This is a genomic window from Klenkia soli, from assembly GCF_900103975.1.
In the GTDB taxonomy this organism is placed as follows: domain Bacteria; phylum Actinomycetota; class Actinomycetes; order Mycobacteriales; family Geodermatophilaceae; genus Klenkia; species Klenkia soli.
In genome coordinates this window covers 224530-243755 of record NZ_FNIR01000010.1, presented here as the reverse complement: position 1 = coordinate 243755, position 19226 = coordinate 224530, and the positions used below count along the sequence as shown (strand labels likewise).

Genomic DNA, 19226 nt, shown 5'->3' with positions numbered 1-19226 from the left:
CTTCGCCATGGACCCCGACGGCACGCTGCACGTCACCCCACCCGGCGGACGCACCCGCACCACCCGACCCGACCGCATCGCCGAGGTCGACATGTCGACACCCAGTCACCTCCAGAGCCTCACCGACCTCCTGGGCCCCACCCCGAAGCGCTACCGCTCACCCACCCCGGCGGAACGCGCCGCACGCCGCGCCACGGCCGCCGAACGTGCACGACTGGCCGCCGACATCGAGGCCGAGCTCGACGCCGCCGCCCGCATCCGGGCCGAGCAGAACGCCGGCCCGGCCAGAGACGGCACGGCGACCGGGGGCCCAGGTGCCGACGACGCCAGCGATGACCGCGCCGCGGTGGACGAGGATCCCCCGCCCTTCTGACCGCATCCCCGGAAGCCTCGTCGAGGTCGGTCCGCCGCCCGCAACGAGGAGGATCCGGTCACCCGAGCGGCAGTTGGTCACCGCATGACCTGACCGGATGCCTGCACGGTGACCGGCTGCAGCACCCGCAACCGGCGGCGCGACCAGCGGAGGCGGAGCGGCGTCAGCGGGCCGGGCTCGGCGTCAGCGGGTGTCAGCGGCGCGTCACCGGGATGTCAGCGCGCGGGCGCACGGTGCTCCCATGACATCCGACTCCCCCGTCATCGAGGCCACCGGCCTCACCCTGAGCTACGGGACCACCCGTGCCCTGGACGGCGTCGACCTCACCGTCCCCGCCGGCACCGTCCTCGGCGTGCTGGGCCCCAACGGCGCCGGCAAGACCACCGCCGTCCGCGTCCTCTCGACCCTCCTCCGCCCCGACGCCGGCACCGCACGCGTGGCCGGCTTCGACGTCCTCGCCGACCCCCAGCAGGTCCGCCGCCGCATCGGCCTCACCGGCCAGTACGCCTCGGTCGACGAGGACCTCACCGGCTCGCAGAACCTGGCCATGATCGGTCGGCTGCTGGGCCTCCCCCGCGCCGCGGCCCGCGCCCGGGCCGCCGAGCTGCTCGCCGGCTTCAGCCTCACCGACGCCGCCGAGCGATCGGCCAAGACCTACTCCGGCGGCATGCGGCGCCGGCTCGACCTGGCCGCCAGCCTCGTCGGCCGCCCGCAGGTGCTGTTCCTCGACGAACCCACCACCGGCCTGGACCCGCGCAGCCGCACCGAGGTGTGGGACGTGGTCCGGCGGCTGGTCGCCGACGGCACCAGCGTCCTGCTCACCACGCAGTACCTCGAGGAGGCCGACGAGCTCGCCGACGACATCGTCGTCTTCGACACCGGCCGGGTCGTCGCGCACGGCACCAGCGACGAGCTCAAGCACCGCACCGGCGCGCAGACCCTGACCGTCCGCCCCCGCGACCGCGCCGACACCCCGACCGTGCTGCAGGTCATCGAGCAGGTCACCGGCGCGGTCCCGACGCTCGACGGGCACGGCACCGCGTCGGTGCCGGTCCGCAGCGAGACCGTGCTGGGCACCGTCCTGGACCTGCTCACCACCCAGGGCATCGCTCTCTCCGAGCTCGCCGTCCGGCTGCCCAGCCTCGACGAGGTCTTCCTCGCCCTCACCGGCCACGCCACCCAGACCGAGAAGGAGCCCGTCTCGTGACCACCACCCTGACCGTCCCCACCATCACCCAGGCACCGAGGCTGCCGGCGATCCAGCAGTCGCTCACCCTCGCCTGGCGCAACGTCGTGAAGATCCGGCACCAGCCGGAGGCCCTGATGGACGTCAGCCTGCAGCCGATCATCTTCACGGTGCTCTTCGTGTTCGTCTTCGGCGGCGCGATCGCCGGCGACTGGCACGACTACCTGACCTACCTGGTGCCCGGCATCCTGGTGCAGACCCTGATGTTCGCCACCCAGGGCATCGGCGTCGCCCTCAACAACGACATCGCCAAGGGCGTGTTCGACCGGTTCCGCAGCCTGCCGATCGCCCGCTCCGCCCCGTTGGTCGGCGCGGTGCTGGCCGACGTCGTGCGGTTCGTCACCTCGATCGGCGTGCTGCTCGCCTTCACCGCGGCCCTCGGGTTCCGGACGACGCAGGGCTTCGCCTCGGCCGCCCTCGCGGTCCTGGTCGCCATCGGGTTCGCGATGAGCCTGTCCTGGGTGTTCGTCTGGATCGGGCTCACCGTCCGCTCCGCCGGCGCCGTCCAGGGCGTGGGCTTCCTGGCCACCTTCCCGCTGACCTTCGGCAGCACCGCGCTGGTCTCGGCGGACACCCTGCCCGGCTGGCTGGCCGCCTTCACCCGCAACAACCCGGTCACCCACGTCATCGACACCGTCCGCGGCCTGCTGCTCGGCGGCCCGGTCGCCGAGCCGCTGCTGTGGACGGCGGGCTGGTCGGCGCTCCTGCTGGCGGTGTTCGTGCCGCTGGCCATGCGCGCCTACCGTCGCCGAGTCTGACCCGGTGGACCCGCTGACCGTCACCCTCGCCCTGGCCGTCCTCGGGGTGCTCGTCGTCGTCGCCGCCTCGGCGCTCGGCGAGCGCCTCGGGGTGGCCGCCCCGCTGCTCCTGGTGGGGGCGGGGGTGGCGGCCAGCGTCGTCCCGGGGTTCCCGACCTTCGAGGTCGAGCCCGAGTGGGTGCTCGCCGGGCTGCTGCCCCCGCTGCTGTACTCCGCCGCGGTGTCGGTGCCGGCCATGGACCTGCGCCGCGAGCTCAGCGCGGTCAGCGGCCTGTCCGTCGTCCTGGTCGTGCTCAGCTCGTTCGCCCTCGGCGGGTTCTTCGCCCTGGTCGTCCCCGGGTTGGGGCTGGCCTGGGGCGTGGCGCTCGGCGCAGTGGTCAGCCCCACCGACGCGGTGGCCACCTCGATCGCCCGCCGGCTCGGCGTCCCGGCCCGGGCGGTCACCATCCTGGACGGCGAGGGGCTGCTCAACGACGCCACGGCCCTGGTGGTCCTCCGCGCCGGCATCGCCGCAGCCGCCAGCGGGGTCTCGCTGTGGGGCGTGGCCGGCCGGTTCGTCTGGTCCATCGCCCTGGCCGCACTGATCGGCGTGCTGGTCGGCCGGGCCGGGCTGTGGGTGCGCGCCCGGCTCCGCGAGGTCCCCGCCACCACGGCGCTGTCGTTCGCCGTCCCCTTCGTGGCCGCCATCCCCGCCGAGCTGGCCGGGGCCTCCGGTCTGGTCGCCGCGGTGCTCGCCGGGCTGACCACCGGGTGGCGCGCGCCGCGGGTGCTGTCGCCCGGCGCCCGGCTCTCGGACGCCCAGAACTGGTCGACCGTCGAGATGCTCCTGGAGGGCGCGGTCTTCCTGGTCATGGGACTGCAGCTGATCGGGATCCTGCGCGACGTGCAGGCCGACCACGCCGGGGTCGGCACCGCGCTGGCCGTCGCCGCCGGGGCACTCGCGCTCACCGTGGTGGTGCGGGCGGTCTACGTGACCCTGCTGTTCCTCGGGCAACGCACCCGCACGGCACGGACGGCGCAGCGCCGGGACGTCTTCGCCCGCCTGGACGCCGGTGAGGACGTCGGTCACCGCCGCAGGCAGCGGCGCACCCCGACCGAGCGGCAGGTGCAGCAGTTCCGCTCCCGGGTCGCCCGCGCCCTGGCCGACATCGACCACCTGCTCGCGCACCCGCTGGACGCCCGGCAGGGCGCCGTCGTCGTCTGGGCCGGCATGCGCGGGGCGATCACCCTCGCCGCCGCGCAGACGCTGCCCGAGGAGACCCCGGCCCGGCCGCTGCTGCTGCTCGTGGCCGTCGCGGTCGCCGTGGGGTCGCTGCTGCTGCAGGGCGCGACGCTGCCCTGGGTGGTCCGCCGGCTGCTGGGGAGCAGCGCGGCCGACCCGGCCGACCAGGAGCAGCAGTGGGACGTCGTCCGGCAGCGCCTGGCGGAGGCCGCCGCCGGGGCCGGCACCGACGACCCGGTCGCCGTCCTCCGCGCCCAGCGCACGGCGCTGCTGGCCGAGCGGGACCTCGGCCGCCTGGACTCCGCCGTGCTGACCGCGGCGCTCGCGGAGCTGGACGCCGACCAGATCGCGCTGGAGGTCAGGAGCCGAGGGGGCTGACCGGTTCGGCGCCGACCTCGGCCAGGGCCGCCGCCCGGCCCAGCGCCAGGCCCGCGGCCGCTGCCTCGTCGACCGCGGCGGCACCCAGCTCCTCGACCAGCTGGGCCCGCAGCCGGGCCACGACGGGGTCGCCGAGGTCGGCCCGGCCGCGCACCGCCTCGGCCAGGCCGAGCAACCGCGCGGACCCGGAGGCGTCACCTGCGGCGTGGGCGAGCACCGCGCGGCCCACCTGCACGATCGCCAGCACCGGCATGTCCGCCGAGTTCTGCACGGCCCCGCGCTGCGCCTGCGCCAGCTGCTCCGCCGCCTCGGCCAGCGCGCCCCGACCGGCCAGCACCTGGGCCCGCACCGTGCGCACGAGCGCGCCCATCTGGTCGGGCGGGAGGAACCCGGCGACGTCCATGCGGTCCACCGCCGCCCGGCTCGTCGCCTCGGCCAGCTCGGGCTCGCCGGCCAGGTCGGCCACCAGCGCCCGCACGGACTCCGCGTAGGCCAGCATCGGACCGCCCAACCGGGCCACCTGGACCAGCTGCTCGTCGAGGTCCGCGCCGGCCGCGACCAGCTCGCCGGCGGCGGCACGGAGCAGGGCGAGGCGCACCCGCAGCATCGGCGAGTCGTCGGAGGTGCCCAGCTCGTCGGAGCAGCGCAGCGCCTCCTCGACCAGCACGGTCGCGCGCACGAGGTCGCCGTCCTGCGCCGCGAGCTGACCCAGCGACGCCGCGGTGATCGACATCCCCCACCGGTCCCCCAGCTCGCGGAACGCCTCCCGCGCGACCTGCAGGTCCTCGGCCAGGGTGTCGAACCGGCCGTCGTTCTCGGCGGCGAGCCCCACCGCCGCGTGCACGACCGCCTGCACCCACGGGTCGGGGTGGCCGGCGGTCTCCCCCAGCCGCTGCGGCTGGCCCAGGAACACCGTCGCCAGCGCCCAGCTGATCACCGCGATCGGCTCCGGCGAGGACGGACCGAGCTCGGCCGGCACGGCGACCACCGCGGCCAGGGCGTCGCGCGCGCCGGTCCAGCCCACCTCGTCGGCGACCGCGAGCGCGCTGAAGGTCAGGCACACTGTCCGCAGGCTGCTGGGCTCCGCCGGGAGGCGGGCGACGTCGGCCAGCTGGCGCGCCGCGACCGACTGCTGCCCGCTCAGCAACCAGAACCACGACAGCCGGCCGGCCAGGTGCACCGCCTCGTCACCGCGGCCGGCGTCGACCTCGCGCTGCAGCGCCGCGGCCAGCCCGTCGTGCTCGGCCCGCAGCTCGCGCAGGGCCGCCAGCTGGTGCGGCCCGCTCCGCAGCAGCGGGTCCAGCCGGTCCAGCAGCGTGCGGCACCAGGCGGTGTGCGCCGCCTCCGTGGCGGCCCGCTCGCCCGCGGCGTCCAGCTGCTCGGCGCCGTAGGCGCGCACCGTCTCGAGCATCCGGTACCGGACGCCGTCCCCCTCGGGCACGGCGGTGAGCAGGGACTTCTCGACCAGACCGGCGATCGCGTCCAGGACGGCGGGGCCGCCGCAGATGGCCTCGGCGGCCTCCAGGGTCACGCCGTCCGGCGGCACCGACAACCGGCGGCCGACCGCCTGCTCGGCCGGGCCGAGGGACTCCCAGCTCCACTCGACCACCGCGCGCAGGGTCTGCTGGCGGGGCAGCGCCAGCCGGCTGCCCCCGGTCAGCAGGGCGAACCGGTCGTCGAGCCGGGCGGCGATCTGGGCCAGGCCGAGGGTGCGCAGACGGGCGGCGGCGAGCTCCAGGGCCAGCGGCATGCCGTCCAGCCGGCGGCACACCTCGAGCAGCAGCGGGAGGTTCGCCGGGGACACGGCGAAGGTCGGGTCCGCGGCCTGCGCCCGGTCGGCGAACAGCCGCACCACGTCGGCGTCGGCGGCACCCGGTTGGTCGGCGGTCGGCACCGGCAGGGGGCCCACCGGCACCAGCGCCTCACCGGGGATGCCCAGGGCCTCGCGGCTGGTGGTGAGCACGACCAGGCCGGGGCACCCGGCCAGCAGGTCGTCGGTCAGCCGGGCCACGGCGTCCACGAGGTGCTCGCAGTTGTCCAGCACCAGCAGCCCGCGCCGGGTGGCGAACACCTCGCGCAGCCGGGCGCCGGCCTCGACCACCGTGGGCACCCGCTCCAGCGTGGTCGAGGCGCGCTGCCCGACGGCGGTGAGGACGGCGGCCGGCAGCTGCCGGGGCTCCCCGACCGGCGCCAGCTCCACCCACCAGACCCCGTCCGGCGTCCCCGCCTCGCGCTGGCGGGCCACCTCCTGGGCCAACCGGGTCTTGCCCGCGCCGCCGGGCCCCAGCAGGGTCACCAACCGGCCGCGGTCCAACCGGTCGGCGACCAGGTCCAGCTCGGCGGCCCGGCCGCGGAAGCTGGTCAGCGCGGCCCGCAGCACCGGCCGCTCCGGGGCCTCCTCCCGGAGCACCGCGAGGTGCGCCGCACGCAGCGCCGGACCGGGGTCCAGCCCCAGCTCGTCGGCCAGCCGGTGGCGGGTGGCCTCGTACGCGGCGAGCGCGTCGGGCGTGCGGCCGGCCCGGTGCAGCGCCCGCACCCGCAGGGCGGCGAGACCTTCGCGCAACGGGTGCTCGGCCACCAGCCGGTCCAGCTCGGGCAGCTCGGCGGCACCCGCGCCGGCCAGCCGCTGCTCGGCGGCGTCCAGCCGCAGCTCGGCCCAGCGGGCGGCCGGGGCCGCGGTGAACGCGAGGTCCCTGAGGTCGGCCAGCGGCTCCCCCCGCCACAGGTGCTCGGTACCGGCGGGGTCGTCCTCGGCGGCGGTGGCGTCGACGGCGTCCCGGGGCAGGTCGAGCAGGTACCCCGGCGGCTGGGCCCGCAGCGGTAGCCCGGGCACCGCGCGGCGCACCCGGGAGACCACCGCCTGCAGCGCGTTGGCCGGGGCGGCCGGCGGGGCGCCGTCCCAGAGCGCCTCGACCAGGGCGTCGACGGACACGACCCGGCCGGGGTCCAGGGCCAGCCGGGCCAGCAGCGCGCGGGCCCGCCCGCCCCCGACGTCCACCGGGACGCCGTCCACCCGGACCACGACCGGTCCGAGCAGCTCGACGGTCACGGTCATCGGTCGCGACGCAGCAGTCTCAGGGACCCGGTCCCCGGCAGCTCGGTGAACTCCCCGGAGTCGAGCACCCGGCTGTAGACGCCGAAGGGCGCCTGGCCACCGTCGGCCGGGTCGGGGAACACGTCGTGGACGGCGAGGGTGCCGCCGACGGCGAGCTTGGCCACCCAGGCGTCCTGGTCGCGGCGGGCCGACTCCTCGGTGTGCGAGCCGTCCAGGAACAGCAGCGCCAGCGGGGTCGACCACAGCGGGGCGAGGGTCTCCGCGCGGGCGACGACCGCCACGACGACGTCCTCGGCCGGGTGCACCGTGCGGCGGAACGAGGCCAGCGTGTCCAGCCGCCCGACGACGGGGTCGACCAGCTCGGGCTGGTGGTACTCCCACCCGGGCTGGTGCTCCTCGGACCCGCGGTGGTGGTCGACGGTGACCACCGTGCGGCCGGTCGCGACGGCGGCCGCGGCCAGGTACAGCGCGGACTTGCCCATCCAGGTGCCGATCTCCAGCAGCGGCCCGGGCACCTCGACGGCCAGGGCGGCCGCGTGCAGGGCGAGGCCCTCGTCGGCCGGCATGAACCCCGGCGCCGCCGCGGCCGCGGCCAGCAGCTCGTCGGTGCGGCTCACCGGGCGAACCGGGCGAGCAGCTTCGGCGCCGGCTTGTCGCCTGCGGCCTTGGCGAAGAAGGCGCCGACCGCCGTGGTGACCGGGACGGCGAGGATCAGCCCGATGGCCCCGACCAGCGTGCGGATGACCTCCTCGCCGATCTCGGTGCCGGTCAGCACCACCCCGAACGGTCGGTCGTAGATCTCGATGAGCAGCAGCAGCGGCAGGGCGGCCCCCGCGTAGGCGAAGACGATCGTGTAGATCGTCGAGGCGATGTGGTCGCGGCCCACCTGCATGCCGCGGGTGAACAGCTGGCGCACGGTCATCGTCGGGTCGACCTCGTTCAGCTGCCAGATCGCCGAGGCCTGGGTGATCGTGACGTCGTTGAGGATGCCCAGCCCGGCCACGGCGATGCCGGCGAGCACCAGGCCGGAGAAGTCCAGGGACGGGTCGAAGGTCTGCAGCTGGATGGTCGCCTCGCTGGAGAACCCGGTGAGCTTCGCCGCGGACACCGCGACGGCCCCCATGACCGCGACCAGCACCAGGCCGAACAGGGTGCCGATCAGCGCGGTCGTCGTGCGGGTGGTGAACCCGTGGGCCAGGTAGAGGACGACGAACATGATCGCCGAGCTGCCGACCAGCGTGACCAGGGTCGGCGACTCCGCGGTCAGGATCCCGGGCAGGATGAACTTCAGCAGGATCAGGAACGCGAACCCCAGGCCCAGCAGCGCCGCGATCCCGCGCACCCGGGCCACCAGGGCCACCACCAGCACGAACGCCAGGGCCAGCACCACCATCGGCGTGGTGCGCTGGAAGTCGGAGAACGAGTAGCTGGGGCTGCCGGTCGTGGCGTCGACCATCCGGGTCAGCACGAAGCCGTCCCCGACCTGCACGCCGGTGCCGACCACCTCGGGCGGCAGGTCGACCGAGACGAAGTCGCCCTCGCCGTCCCCGTCGGTCACCTCCACCACGGCGGTGCCGCAGGTGAGCTGCTGGCCCGACGTCGAGGAGTCGGAGCAGTCGTAGGTGTCCAGCGACTGCACCGTGGCGTCCGGGTACGAGGTGCCGGGCGGCTGGAAGGTCTCGGCCGCCTGCTGGGCGCGGCTGGTCTCGCCCGAGGGCCACAGCGCGATCAGCCCGACCACCGTGGCCAGCGCGATCGGGACCAGGACCAGCAGCATCAGCCAGGTCGCCCGCCGACGGCGGGTCACGATCTCCGGGGACGGCGGGGCCTCGTCGGCGGTCGAGTGCGAGTGGGAGTGGGCCGGCACGACGGTCAGGCTATGTGCCCAGCAGCTGGGCACCCGCCAGGTAGCCGGCCAGCAGCGCCGTCGCCACCTGGCCGACCGTCTCGTCGGCGGGCAGGAAGCGCGGCGAGTGCAGGCCGGGCCGCCGCCCCTGCGCGTCGGGCGCCCCGCCGTCCACGCCGAGGAAGAGCATCAGCCCGCGCGCGTCGGCGCAGTAGTGGCTGAAGTCGTCCGCGCCGAAGGACCGCCAGCTGTCGTCCACCTCGACCCCGCCCCGGGCCAGCCACGGCACGGCCGCCCGGGCCAGCTCGGGGTCGTTGGCCAGCACCGGCTCGTTGCTCTCGGTGTGCACCTGCGCGCTGCAGCCGTACGCCGCGGCGGTGTGCTCGGCGACCTCGGTCAGCGCGGTCAGCAGCGCCGTCCGGTCCGACTCCCGCATCACCCGCAGGCCACCGCGGGCCCGTGCGGTGTCGGGGACGACGTTGAAGCTGGTGCCGGCGTCGAGCTGCGTCACCGCGAGGACGGCGCCCACCGTCGGGTCGACCCGCCGGCTGACCAGCTGCTGCAGGTTGACCACGACGGCGGCCAGCGCCAGCACCGGGTCGTGGGTGGTGTGCGGGTAACCGCCGTGCCCACCGTGCCCGGTGACGGTGATGGTGAACTCGTCGGTGGCGGCGTTGACCGGGCCGGGGGTGGCGTTCACGACACCGGCCGCGAGCTGCGGCTGCACGTGCGCGGCCACCACCGATCGGACCCCCTCCTCGGCCAGCAGCCCCGACAGGACCACGTCGCGAGCGCCCGAGGGCGCGGACTCCTCGCGGGGCTGCAGCAGCGCGAGCAGCGGGGCCGGGCCGCCGACCCGGGCGACCGCGCGGCAGACCGCGACCAGCCCGGCCAGGTGGGCGTCGTGCCCGCACGCGTGCATGACACCGCTGCCCGAGGCCCAGCCGACGTCGGTCTGCTCCAGCACGGCGAGCCCGTCGAGCTCGGCCCGCAGCGCGACCGTCGGGCCGGTCGCCGTCCCGATCCGGACCAGCCGGCCGGTGCCGGCGACCTCGCGGCCCTCCCCCGCGCCCAGGGCGGCGACCACGGCGGCGGTGGTGTCGGCCTCGTCGCCGGAGCGGCGCGGGTCGGCGTGCAGGGCGTGCCGCAGCTCGACGGCGGCCGGCAGCTCCTCGAGGACGGCGGCGTGCAGGCGTTCGTACCAGCTGTCGAGGCTCACCCGACCATGGTGCCGGTGCCCCGTTGCCGGGAGGTCACAGGCGGTAGGCCCGGCGGGCGTTGCCCGAGCCGATCAGCTCCGCGACCCGCTGCGCGTCGGCCGCCGTCCAGGCGCCGTCGTCCAGCCCCGACCCCAGGTAGCTGCCCAGGCCGCGGCGGAAGAGCAGCGTGCCCAGCAGGTACAGCTCGGCCAGGCCGAAGGCGTCGGAGGAGAACAGGACCTTGCCGAACGGGGCCAGCTCCAGCAGCTCCGGGATCAGCGCGGCCGAGCGGGCGCCCAGGTTGTGGGTGGCCAGCCCGACGTCGCAGAACACGTGCCCGAACACCTGGGCCAGGAAGCCGGCGTTGCGGTGGAACGGGTAGGTGTGCAGCAGCATGATCGGCACGCCGTGCGGCTCGGTGGCCCGCAGCAGGTCGGTCATCAGCAGCGGGTCGCCGCGGTGCAGGTCGGTGTCGGCGTCGCCGTAGCCGACGTGGAACTGCACCGGCATCCGCAGGTCGATGCCCGACCAGACGAGGAACTCGTGCAGCACGGGGTCGGCCACGCGGGTGCTGCCGCTCCTGAGCAGGCGGTCGGCGGCGGCGACCACCTGGGCGTCGGTGGGGCGCTGCCCGCCCAGGGCCAGCCCGGCGCGGTACGCCGCGATCGACTTGACCCCGACGGCGGTCGCGCACCGCCGTCCCAGCTCGGTGCGGAGGTTGTCGGGGAAGTCCGCTGCGCCCTGCTCCAGGACCTCGGCGGCGACCGCCTCCAACCGCACGATCTCCTGCCCCTGCCCGCCGGTGAGCGCGGCGAGCTCGTCGGGGGTGGTGATCGGCTCGGGCAGGTAGCCGGTGTCGACCAGGAAGGTCTGCGTACCGGTGGCGGCCAGCAGCCGCCGGTTCACCTCGGCGGCACCGAGCTCGGCGCGGCGTGCGAGGTAGGCGTCGGGGTCGGCGTGCGGCTCGAGGTCCAGCAGCGGCGGGCAGTGCCGGCGCAGCGCGAAGCCGATCTGGGAGTCGAACAGCGAACCGCCCAGCGCGCTCGGGGCGGCGGCCTCGGTGAGCAGCGACTCGAACTCCGGGCGCTCCAGGTCGCGGGTGATCAGGCCGTGGCAGTGGTGGTCGACGAGCTCGAGGTCGGTGAGGTCCACGCGGCGATCCTCCTACGCTCGGGGGATGGACAGCCGCTGGAGCACCGTCGACATCCCCTCGCAGGCCGGCCGCACCGCCGTCGTCACCGGGGCGAACTCCGGGTTGGGCCTGGCCACGGCGCGGGCGCTGGCTGCCGCCGGGGCGCACGTCGTCCTCGCCGTGCGGGACGTGGGTCGTGGTGAGCGGGCCGCGCGGTCGATCACCGGGGACGTCGAGGTGCGCCGGCTGGACCTGGCCGACCTGGCCTCGGTGCGGGAGTTCGCGTCCTCCTGGACCGGCGACCTGGACCTGCTGGTCAACAATGCCGGGATCATGATGGTGCCGGCCGGCCGCACGGCCGACGGGTTCGAGCTGCAGTTCGGCACCAACCACCTGGGCCACTTCGCGCTGACATCCCTGCTGCTGCCGCACATCACCGACCGGGTGGTCACCGTCTCGTCGGGCCTGCACCGCAGCGGGACCATCGTGCTCGACGACCTGAACTGGGAGCGCCGGCCCTACTCCGACACCGGCGCCTACGGGGCCTCGAAGCTGGCCAACCTGCTCTTCGCCCTGGAGCTGCAGCGCCGGCTCACCGCGTCCGGGTCCTCGGTGCGCTCGATGGCCGCGCACCCCGGCTACGCCGCGACCAACCTGCAGTCGCACACCGAGAACCGGCTCAAGGACGTCGCGATGAAGCTGGGCAACCGGTTCATCGCCCAGTCCGATGCCGACGGCGCACTGCCCACCCTCTTCGCTGCCACCGCCGACCTGCCCGGTGGCAGCTACGCCGGGCCGTCCGGCTTCCAGGAGGGCCGCGGCGCCCCGACGCTCGTCGGCCGCTCCCGCGAGGCCTCCGACGTCCAGCTCGCGAAGGACCTCTGGACGGCGTCCGAGCAGCTCACCGGCATCACGGGCTGACCTCGGCGACGTAGCCGTCGGGGCGGACCAGCAGGCCGGGGCCGCCGTCCGTGCGGTCGGCGGCGGGGACCGTCACGAAGCCCGCCGAGCGCTGGCGCTCCGCGAGGCGAGGGCCGCGCAGGGGCACGCCGGCAGCGCGGGTGCCGACGGGCCCCGGTCCCGGGTAGCGGATGTCGATGCCGGAGATCTGGCCGGCACCGCGCCGGACGACGAGCGGGACCCGCAGCAGCCCGCGCAGCACCGCCGTGCGGAGCACCCGGCCGGGGACGCCGGGCACCGTCATCAGCCGGATCAGCGCACCGGACGACCGCAGCACCGCCGCACCGACCGGGTGCCGCTCGCGCTGGTAGCCGTCCAGGTCACCGGTAGTCAGCCGCCAGCCCAGGTTGAACGCGTCCTGGATGCCGGTGTTCATGCCCTGCCCGCCGGCGGGTGAGTGCACGTGGGCGGCGTCCCCCGCCAGGAACACCCGGCCCGCTCGGTAGGTGGGCGCCTGCCGCTCGTCGCTGGCGAAGCGGGAGGACCAGCGCACCTCGCCGGCGGTCAGCCCGAACACCCGGTCCAGCAGGCCGGTGACCTCCGCGTGGTCGACCGGGACCTCGGTGGCGGGCTGGTGGCGACGGTCCCAGCCGATGAGCCGGAACCAGCCGTCGCCGAACGGGGCGAGGAAGCCGAACCCGTGCTCGTCGACGTCCACCCGCAGGTCCCCCGGCGGCAGGTCGAGCCGGACGTCGGCCAGCACCACCGACCGCAGCACCGCCCGACCCGGGAAGCCGATCCCCGCCAGCTGCCGCACCGTGGAGCGGACACCGTCGGCCCCCACCGCGTACCGCGCGCGCCAGGTGCGGTCGCCCGCGGTCACCGTCACGCCGTCGTCGTCCTGGGTCAGGCCGGTGACGGTGACCCCGCGCTCGACCCGCACGCCGCACTCGCGTGCGTACCGCTCGAGCAGCCGGTCGACGTGCACCTGCGGGGTCATGAGCACGAACGGGAAGCGGGTCGGCAGCTGCGACAGGTCGATGCCGGCCCGACCGACGAGCTGCAGCCGGTCGACCGGGGTGCCGGTGGCGACCAGGTCGTCGGCGAGGCCGCGGCTGTCGAGCTGCTCGAGGGTGCGGGCGTGCACGCCGAAGGCGCGCGACAGCGGGCTCGGTGCCTCGTGCCGGTCGAGCAGCGTCACCCGCGCGCCGGTGCGGGCAATCTCCGCGGCCACCGTGCAGCCGGTCGGACCGGCCCCCACCACCAGGACGTCGTCCATGCCGCCTCCGTGTCATCGCTCGATGACACCGAGGCTAGCTCTGGTGTCAACACGCGATGACTTATACTGCCAGCTGTGTCCACGAGCGATGACATGCCTGCTCGGGCCCGCGATGCCGTCGGGACCCGCGACGACCTGCTGGCCGCCGCGCGCCGCCGGTTCGCCGCCGACGGCTACGACCGGACGACGATCCGCGCGGTGGCCGGCGACGTCGGCGTCGACGCCGCGCTGGTCATCCGGTATTTCGGCAGCAAGGAGGGCTTGTTCACCCGGGCCGCCGACCTCGACCTGCGCCTCCCCGACCTGACCGGCGTCCGGGCCGGCGACCTGTCCAAGGTGCTGGTCGGCCGCTTCTTCGCCGTGTGGGAGGGCGACGACACCTTCCTCGCCCTGCTGCGGGCGGCCGCGACCAGCGAGGTGGCCGCCGAGGCGATGCGCTCGGTGTTCGCCGCGCAGGTGGGCCCGGCGCTCGCTGCGGTCACCGACGACCGCGCCCCCGAACGGGCCGCCCTGGTCGCCGCCACCGTGCTGGGTTTCGCCATGGCCCGCTACGTGCTGCGCCTGCCACCCCTGGTCGACATGCCCCGCGACCAGGCCGAGGCGTGGCTCGGCCCCACCCTGCGTCACTACCTGCTGGACTGAGCCCCATGGGTGGACCGGGCCGGGAGGCATCTCGCCGAGTGGCGTCTGAGGGTTCGGGCTCGCGACTTCTCGAACCCTGGGACGCCACTCGACGAGGTCAGAGAGCCGCGAGGAACCTCCGGAGCTCCTCGACCAGGAGGTCGGGGACCTCGATGCCCGGGAAGTGGCCGCCGCGGGGCAGCTCGGTCCACGACACCAGGTCGACCGCCGGCTCCACCGCGGCGCGCACGGGCAGCCGCAGGTCGTGGGGCAGCACGCAGACCCCGGTCGGCACGGTCGTCGACCACTCGTCGTTCGGGTGCTCGCGGCGCTCCCAGTACAGCTGGGACGACGAGCCCGCGGTACCGGTGAACCAGTAGACCGCCACGTTGGCCAGCACGAGGTCCAGTGTCGCGGGGCCGAACACATCCGACGCCGGGTCGGTCCAGTCGCGGAACCGCTCGGCGATCCAGGCCAGCTGCCCGGCCGGCGAGTCGGTGAGCGCCGGGGCCAGCGAGAGCGGCTTCGTGGCCTGCGTCTTCATGTAGCCCGACAGCTCCTGGGCGTACCGCCGCGCCCGCTCGGCCGCCCGCGCGTCGTCGCTCTGCTCGGGCTCCAGACCCATCGTCATGGTCACGTGGATGGCCGCCACGTGGTCCGGGTCGACGACGGCGAGGTCCCGCGCCACCCGCGAGCCCCAGTCACCGCCGTGCGCGACGTAGCGCCCGTACCCGAGCCTGGCCATCAGCTCCGCGACCGCCCGGGCCATGCGCTCCGACGTCCACCCGCCGGTCGGGGTCGGGCCGGAGAACCCGTACCCCGGCAGGGACGGGACGACGACGTGCGCGACCTGCGACAGCGGCGCGATCACCCGCTGGAACTCCACGACGCTCCCAGGCCACCCGTGCAGCAGCACGACGCACGGCGCGTCGGCGGCTGCCGAGCGGGCGTGCAGAGCGTGGATGCGGGTGCCGTCGATCGTCGTCGTCACCTGGTCGTGGGCGTTCAGGGCGGCTTCGTGCTCGCGCCAGTCCCAGGCCCCGGCCATGTGCTGGGCCAGCCGCTGGGTCAGCTCGAGCGGGATGCCGCGCTCGCCGTCGAGCTGCTGGTCGACCGGCCAGCGGGTGCGCGCCAGCCGCTCGCGGAGGTCGTCCACCTCGGCCTGCGGGATCTCGACGCGGAACGGGGTGACGTCGGTGTCGGTCATGGAGCACCCATATCCCGCGTCGGCCCCGGCTACCCCCACCGCCGTCCACCACGGACACCCCGGGCTGGCGGCAGGTCGCTGACCAGGCGCGGTCCTCGGACCTCTCCGGGCCCCGTTCCGGGATCACCCCTGCTCGACGGCCGCCCGGTTGCCCAGCTCGGCGGCCATCAGCGCCTGCCCGGCCCGGCGGGCGACGGCGGGCAGCGCGAGGACGGCGACCAGCCCCACCAGCAGCCACACCCCGCCGACGATCGGCAGCCAGAACGGTGCGCTGCCGTCGTTCGGCGGGTACGGGTACACGTTGCGGACGACGGTGTAGCCCAGCACCACCAGCGCCGCCAGCGGGATGACGACCTGCCACATCGGCACGCCCGGCAGCTTCTTCTGCACGAAGACCAGCCGGATCGCCCCCACGGTGGTCAGCAGGTAGGCCACCAGCAGGATCAGCGTCCCGATCACGCCCGACCAGAGGAACGTGTCGCCGGCCTCGGCGCCGAAGAACAGCGCGCAGACCAGCACGATCACCGCCATCACGACGGTCGAGGCCAGCGCCGCCCGGGCCGGCACGCCCTCGCCGTTGACCGCGGCCAGGCCCTGCGTGGCGCGCTCGGGGGTGGCCGCGGTGTCGCGGGAGAACGCGAAGACCAGCCGGGACGCCCCGACGACGCAGGCCAGGCAGCAGCCGAAGGCGCTGATCGCCGCACCCAGCGTGATGATGTCGCCGATCCACGAGCCGATGTAGGCCGTGCCGATGTCGCCCAGCAGCGACGGCGAGGCGGTGAACGCGGCCACCCCGGCGTCGTCGGTGCCGAAGGCCATCATCTCGACCGCGGTGACGACGACGAAGTACACGCCGCCGAAGACCGCCGTCCCGAGGATCGCCCGGGGGATGTCCCGGCGCGGGTTGCGGGCCTCCTCCCCCAGCGTCGCGGCGGCCTCGAAGCCGGCGAAGGAGAGGAACCCGAACACGACGCCGAGGAACACCGCCGACAGGTCGGTGCCCGGCGCCACGCTGAACACGTCGAGGGTGAACGACCCGTCCGCGAACGTCCCGGTGGAGGGGGTCGAGCCGCCGAGCAGCCGGACCAGGACGACGGCGACGATCACCAGGATCAGCGCCACCGTCACGCCCTCGACGGTCAGCAGCACGCTGGTGCCCCGCTTGGCCGGCACCACGGTCAGCAGGTAGGCGCCGACCAGCGCCAGCGCGACCAGCACGAACGGGCCCCAGGCGGGCGGGTTCGGCCAGATGCCGACCTGCTGGAGGAACGCCGTGCCGAAGATGCCGGTGGCCGAGGAGGTCACCACGCCGTAGAAGCAGTAGGTGCCCAGCAGGCCGAAGCCGGAGAACAGACCGGCCCGGGGGCCCAGGGTGGCGCCGACGAAGGCGTACACCGAGCCGGCCGACTGGAAGTACTGGCAGAGCCGGACGAACCCGTAGGCCACCAGCAGCACCCCGACCGCGGCGAGCAGGAAGGCCAGCGGCACCGCCCGGCCGACGGTGCCCGCCGTCCCCTGCGGGTTGATGTTGGCCGCCATCGACGGCGCCATCAGCGCGACCGACAGACCGATCGCCTGCCAGACCGACAACGAGCGGCGCAGGCCACCCTGCTTCGGCGTCTCCAGATCCGACATGCGCACTCCTTCGTCGTCGTTGCGGCGAGCAACGGGAGTGTGCGGCCTCGATCGTGTCGGCGGGGTTTCCGGCGCGCTGCTACTTCTTCGCGGCGGTGGCCAGGCGGGCGAGCTCGTCGATCAGCGGCGGGGTGTCGTCGGCGTCCAGCACGGCCCGGACGACACGCAGGCGGGACGGGTCGGCGAACGCCTCGCCCAGGGCGGCGGCCAGCTCGTCGCCGGTCGCCGCGTCGGCGTAGCCCGCCCCGCCGCCGGTGAACCCGGCGACCAGGGCGCACCAGTCCCAGGCCGCGACGTCGTTGTAGGCCGCCCGCGGCGACTGCAGGGCCCGCTCGATCGTGTAGCCGCGGTTGTCCAGCAGCAGGACCACCGGCGCTACCCCGGTGGCGGCGATGGTCGACAGCTCCTGCACGGTCATCTGCGCGGCGCCGTCGCCGATCACCAGGACCGGTCGGCGGGCCGGCTCGGCCAGGCCCTGCCCGAGGACGGCGGGCAGCGCGTAGCCGATGGAGCTCCAGATCGGCTGGCCGGAGAAGACGGTGTCCGCGGGCAGCGGCATGCCGGCGGCGCCCCAGTACGAGGTGCCGGTGTCGGCCAGCAGCGCGGTGCCCTCGGGCAGCGCCCCGCCCAGCACCGACCACAGCTGCGCCTGGGTGAGCGGGCCGCCCGTGGCCGGGGCTGCGGGCGCGGGGACCTCGGCCCGCTCGTACCGGGGGCCGACCCGGGAGTCCAGCGCCCGGTCTAGCGCGGCCAGTGCGTCGGCGAACAGCACCCGCCCCACCGGGGCGCCGCCGAACCCGGCCTCGGCGGCGGCCAGGAACGGGGTGTCGGCGTCGGGACGGCGGTGCGAGCCGAAGCCGGTCAGCTCGGCGGTCAGCGCCGTGCCCACGTGGACGACGACGTCGGCGGCCTCGACCAGCTCGGCCGTGCCGTTGGCCAGCATCCGGCCGGCGTGGTCGCCGGCGAACGCGGGGTGCGCGGGGTCCAGCACACCGCGCGCGGAGAGCTGGGTGACCACGGCGACACCGTGCCGCTCGGCCAGCTTGGCCAGGTCGCCTGCGGCGCCGAACCGCGGCACCAGCTGGCCCGCGACCAGCACCGGACGCTGCGCGGTCGCCAGCAGCTCCGTCAGCCGGGCCTCGAAGGCGGCCAGCGCCGCGGGGTCGGAGTGCGCCACCAGCGGGCGGGCCAGCGGGGCCGCGTCGACCTGGACGAGTGCGAGGTCCTGGGGGACGGCGAGGTATCCGGGCTTGCGGTGGGTGACGGCGGCCAGCAGGACGGCGTCGACCTGGGCAGTGGCCCGCTCCTCGGTGAGCGTCTCGGCGGCGGCGGCGACCTCCGCCGCGGCGCGGGAGAAGTGCCCGAAGTCGCCGTCGGCCAGCGTGTGGTGCACCAGTGCGCCGGCCTGCACCGCGGCCCGGCGCGGGGCACCGACGACCTGCACCAGCGGCACGTCCTCGGCCGCGGCGCCGGCCAGGGCGTTGATGACCGACAGCTCCCCCACCCCGTAGGTGGTGACGACGACGCCCAGGCCGCGGGTGCGGGCGTAGGCGTCGGCCGCGTAGCCCGCACCGAGCTCGTTGGGCGACCCGACCCAGGTCGGGCCGCCCGCCAGCCCGTCGAGCAGGTCGAGGTTGAAGTCGCCCGGGACGCCGAAGAGGTGGTCGACGCCCAGCTGACGCAACCGAGTGCCCAGGTACTCGGCGAGGGTGACGGTGGCGGGGCGCTCGTCCGGGGCAGGCATGGTCACCACGGTGGCCTCGACTGCTGATGTGCGCAACCATTGCCCGACACGGTGCGCACTCTGCCCACCGTTGACCCCTGATCCGAGAGCGAGCTGCGCACCGTGCACACCCTCGACGCCACCGACGCCCGCATCCTGCTGGCCCTCGACGACGACCCGCAGGCCTCCACCATGGCGCTGGCCACCCGGCTGGGCCTGGCCCGCAACACGGTGCACGCGCGGCTGCGCCGGCTGGAGGACGACGGCCCGCTGCGGGAGCACAGCCGCCGGGTCGACGCCACCGCCCTGGGCCGGCACCTGCTGGCGTTCATGACGCTGTCGCTGAGCCAGCGGGAGGGGTCCGCGGAGACCGCGCGGGCCCTCGCCGCCATCCCCGAGGTGGTCGAGGTGCTGGCCACCACCGGCGACGCCGACCTGCTGGCCCGGGTGGTCGCGGTGGACACCGCCGACCTCTACCGCATCACCGAGCAGGTGCTCGCCGCCCCCGGCGTGCAACGGGCCAGCACCTCGATCGCGCTGGCGGAGGTGCTGCCGCTGCGGATGGCCCCGCTGCTGCACGAGCGCACCGGGTGAGGGTTGTGGGCCCGGTCACCGGAGCACTACGGTCCTGTTCATCAGGCGAGCAGGCTGC

16 protein-coding genes are annotated in these 19226 nt (G+C 75.4%); 7 read left to right on the top strand and 9 right to left on the bottom strand.

The annotated features are described in order from the left end of the window. The 4 genes from BLS67_RS23880 to BLS67_RS16685 all read left to right on the top strand — a co-directional run. Positions 1–373, top strand: a 373-nt coding sequence (locus tag BLS67_RS23880; protein ID WP_207500672.1) for a hypothetical protein, incomplete at its 5' end; no start/stop codon positions are given. Positions 374–614: 241 nt separating this feature from the next. Beyond that, positions 615–1580, top strand: coding sequence for an ATP-binding cassette domain-containing protein (locus BLS67_RS16695; protein ID WP_091247232.1), 966 nt, complete (start codon positions 615–617; stop codon positions 1578–1580). Then, positions 1577–2377 (top strand): ABC transporter permease, encoded by an 801-nt coding sequence (locus BLS67_RS16690; protein ID WP_091247230.1) that lies wholly within the window; start codon positions 1577–1579, stop codon positions 2375–2377. Before BLS67_RS16695 ends, BLS67_RS16690 begins: the two co-directional genes overlap by 4 nt. Positions 2378–2381: 4 nt before the next feature. Further along, entirely contained in the window at positions 2382–3977 is a 1596-nt protein-coding gene (locus tag BLS67_RS16685; RefSeq protein WP_207500671.1) for a cation:proton antiporter, read from the top strand. On the opposite strand, the gene BLS67_RS16680 is transcribed toward BLS67_RS16685, so the two are convergent. The 5 genes from BLS67_RS16680 to BLS67_RS16660 are packed head-to-tail and all read right to left on the bottom strand — an operon-like array spanning position 3958 to position 11229. Next, the gene (locus BLS67_RS16680) at positions 3958–7032 is read right to left on the bottom strand and encodes an ATP-binding protein (protein ID WP_091247229.1); all 3075 of its coding nucleotides are present in this window, start codon (positions 7030–7032) and stop codon (positions 3958–3960) included. The two genes, BLS67_RS16685 and BLS67_RS16680, sit on opposite strands and share 20 nt — an antisense overlap. After that, complete coding sequence (locus BLS67_RS16675) at positions 7029–7649, bottom strand: class I SAM-dependent methyltransferase (protein WP_242654140.1); 621 nt, start codon at positions 7647–7649, stop codon at positions 7029–7031. Before BLS67_RS16675 ends, BLS67_RS16680 begins: the two co-directional genes overlap by 4 nt. Continuing rightward, positions 7646–8899 (bottom strand): YibE/F family protein, encoded by a 1254-nt coding sequence (locus BLS67_RS16670; protein ID WP_091247227.1) that lies wholly within the window; start codon positions 8897–8899, stop codon positions 7646–7648. The genes BLS67_RS16675 and BLS67_RS16670 overlap by 4 nt, the downstream gene beginning before the upstream one ends. 10 nt (positions 8900–8909) lie before the next feature. Continuing rightward, complete coding sequence (locus BLS67_RS16665) at positions 8910–10097, bottom strand: M20 metallopeptidase family protein (RefSeq protein WP_091247226.1); 1188 nt, start codon at positions 10095–10097, stop codon at positions 8910–8912. Positions 10098–10131: 34 nt separating this feature from the next. Continuing rightward, the gene (locus BLS67_RS16660; protein ID WP_091247224.1) at positions 10132–11229 is read right to left on the bottom strand and encodes an amidohydrolase family protein; all 1098 of its coding nucleotides are present in this window, start codon (positions 11227–11229) and stop codon (positions 10132–10134) included. A gap of 25 nt (positions 11230–11254) precedes the next feature. Here BLS67_RS16660 and BLS67_RS16655 point away from each other — a divergent pair, with 25 nt between their 5' ends. Further along, entirely contained in the window at positions 11255–12130 is an 876-nt protein-coding gene (locus tag BLS67_RS16655) for an oxidoreductase (RefSeq protein ID WP_091247222.1), read from the top strand. Here BLS67_RS16655 and BLS67_RS16650 read toward each other — a convergent pair. Continuing rightward, on the bottom strand, positions 12120–13388 hold the full coding sequence (locus BLS67_RS16650) for an FAD-dependent oxidoreductase (protein WP_091247219.1): 1269 nt from the start codon (positions 13386–13388) through the stop codon (positions 12120–12122). The two genes, BLS67_RS16655 and BLS67_RS16650, sit on opposite strands and share 11 nt — an antisense overlap. Positions 13389–13481: 93 nt before the next feature. On the opposite strand from BLS67_RS16650, the gene BLS67_RS16645 reads away from it, so the two are divergent. Next, the gene (locus BLS67_RS16645) at positions 13482–14030 is read left to right on the top strand and encodes a TetR/AcrR family transcriptional regulator (protein ID WP_091247217.1); all 549 of its coding nucleotides are present in this window, start codon (positions 13482–13484) and stop codon (positions 14028–14030) included. Positions 14031–14127: 97 nt separating this feature from the next. Here the strand turns inward: BLS67_RS16645 and BLS67_RS16640 are convergent, their stop codons facing one another. The 3 genes from BLS67_RS16640 to BLS67_RS16630 all read right to left on the bottom strand — a co-directional run bounded on the left by BLS67_RS16640 (position 14128) and on the right by BLS67_RS16630 (position 18595). After that, complete coding sequence (locus tag BLS67_RS16640; protein WP_091247215.1) at positions 14128–15216, bottom strand: epoxide hydrolase family protein; 1089 nt, start codon at positions 15214–15216, stop codon at positions 14128–14130. Between the two features lie 123 nt (positions 15217–15339). After that, positions 15340–16851 (bottom strand): APC family permease, encoded by a 1512-nt coding sequence (locus BLS67_RS16635; protein WP_091247272.1) that lies wholly within the window; start codon positions 16849–16851, stop codon positions 15340–15342. A 79-nt stretch (positions 16852–16930) separates the two neighbouring features. Further along, complete coding sequence (locus BLS67_RS16630) at positions 16931–18595, bottom strand: thiamine pyrophosphate-binding protein (RefSeq protein ID WP_131801768.1); 1665 nt, start codon at positions 18593–18595, stop codon at positions 16931–16933. 102 nt (positions 18596–18697) lie between these two features. Between BLS67_RS16630 and BLS67_RS16625 the strand changes: the two genes are divergently transcribed. Next, positions 18698–19168, top strand: a complete 471-nt coding sequence (locus BLS67_RS16625) for an Lrp/AsnC family transcriptional regulator (protein WP_207500669.1) — start codon at positions 18698–18700, stop codon at positions 19166–19168. The last annotated feature ends 58 nt before the right edge of the window (positions 19169–19226 follow it).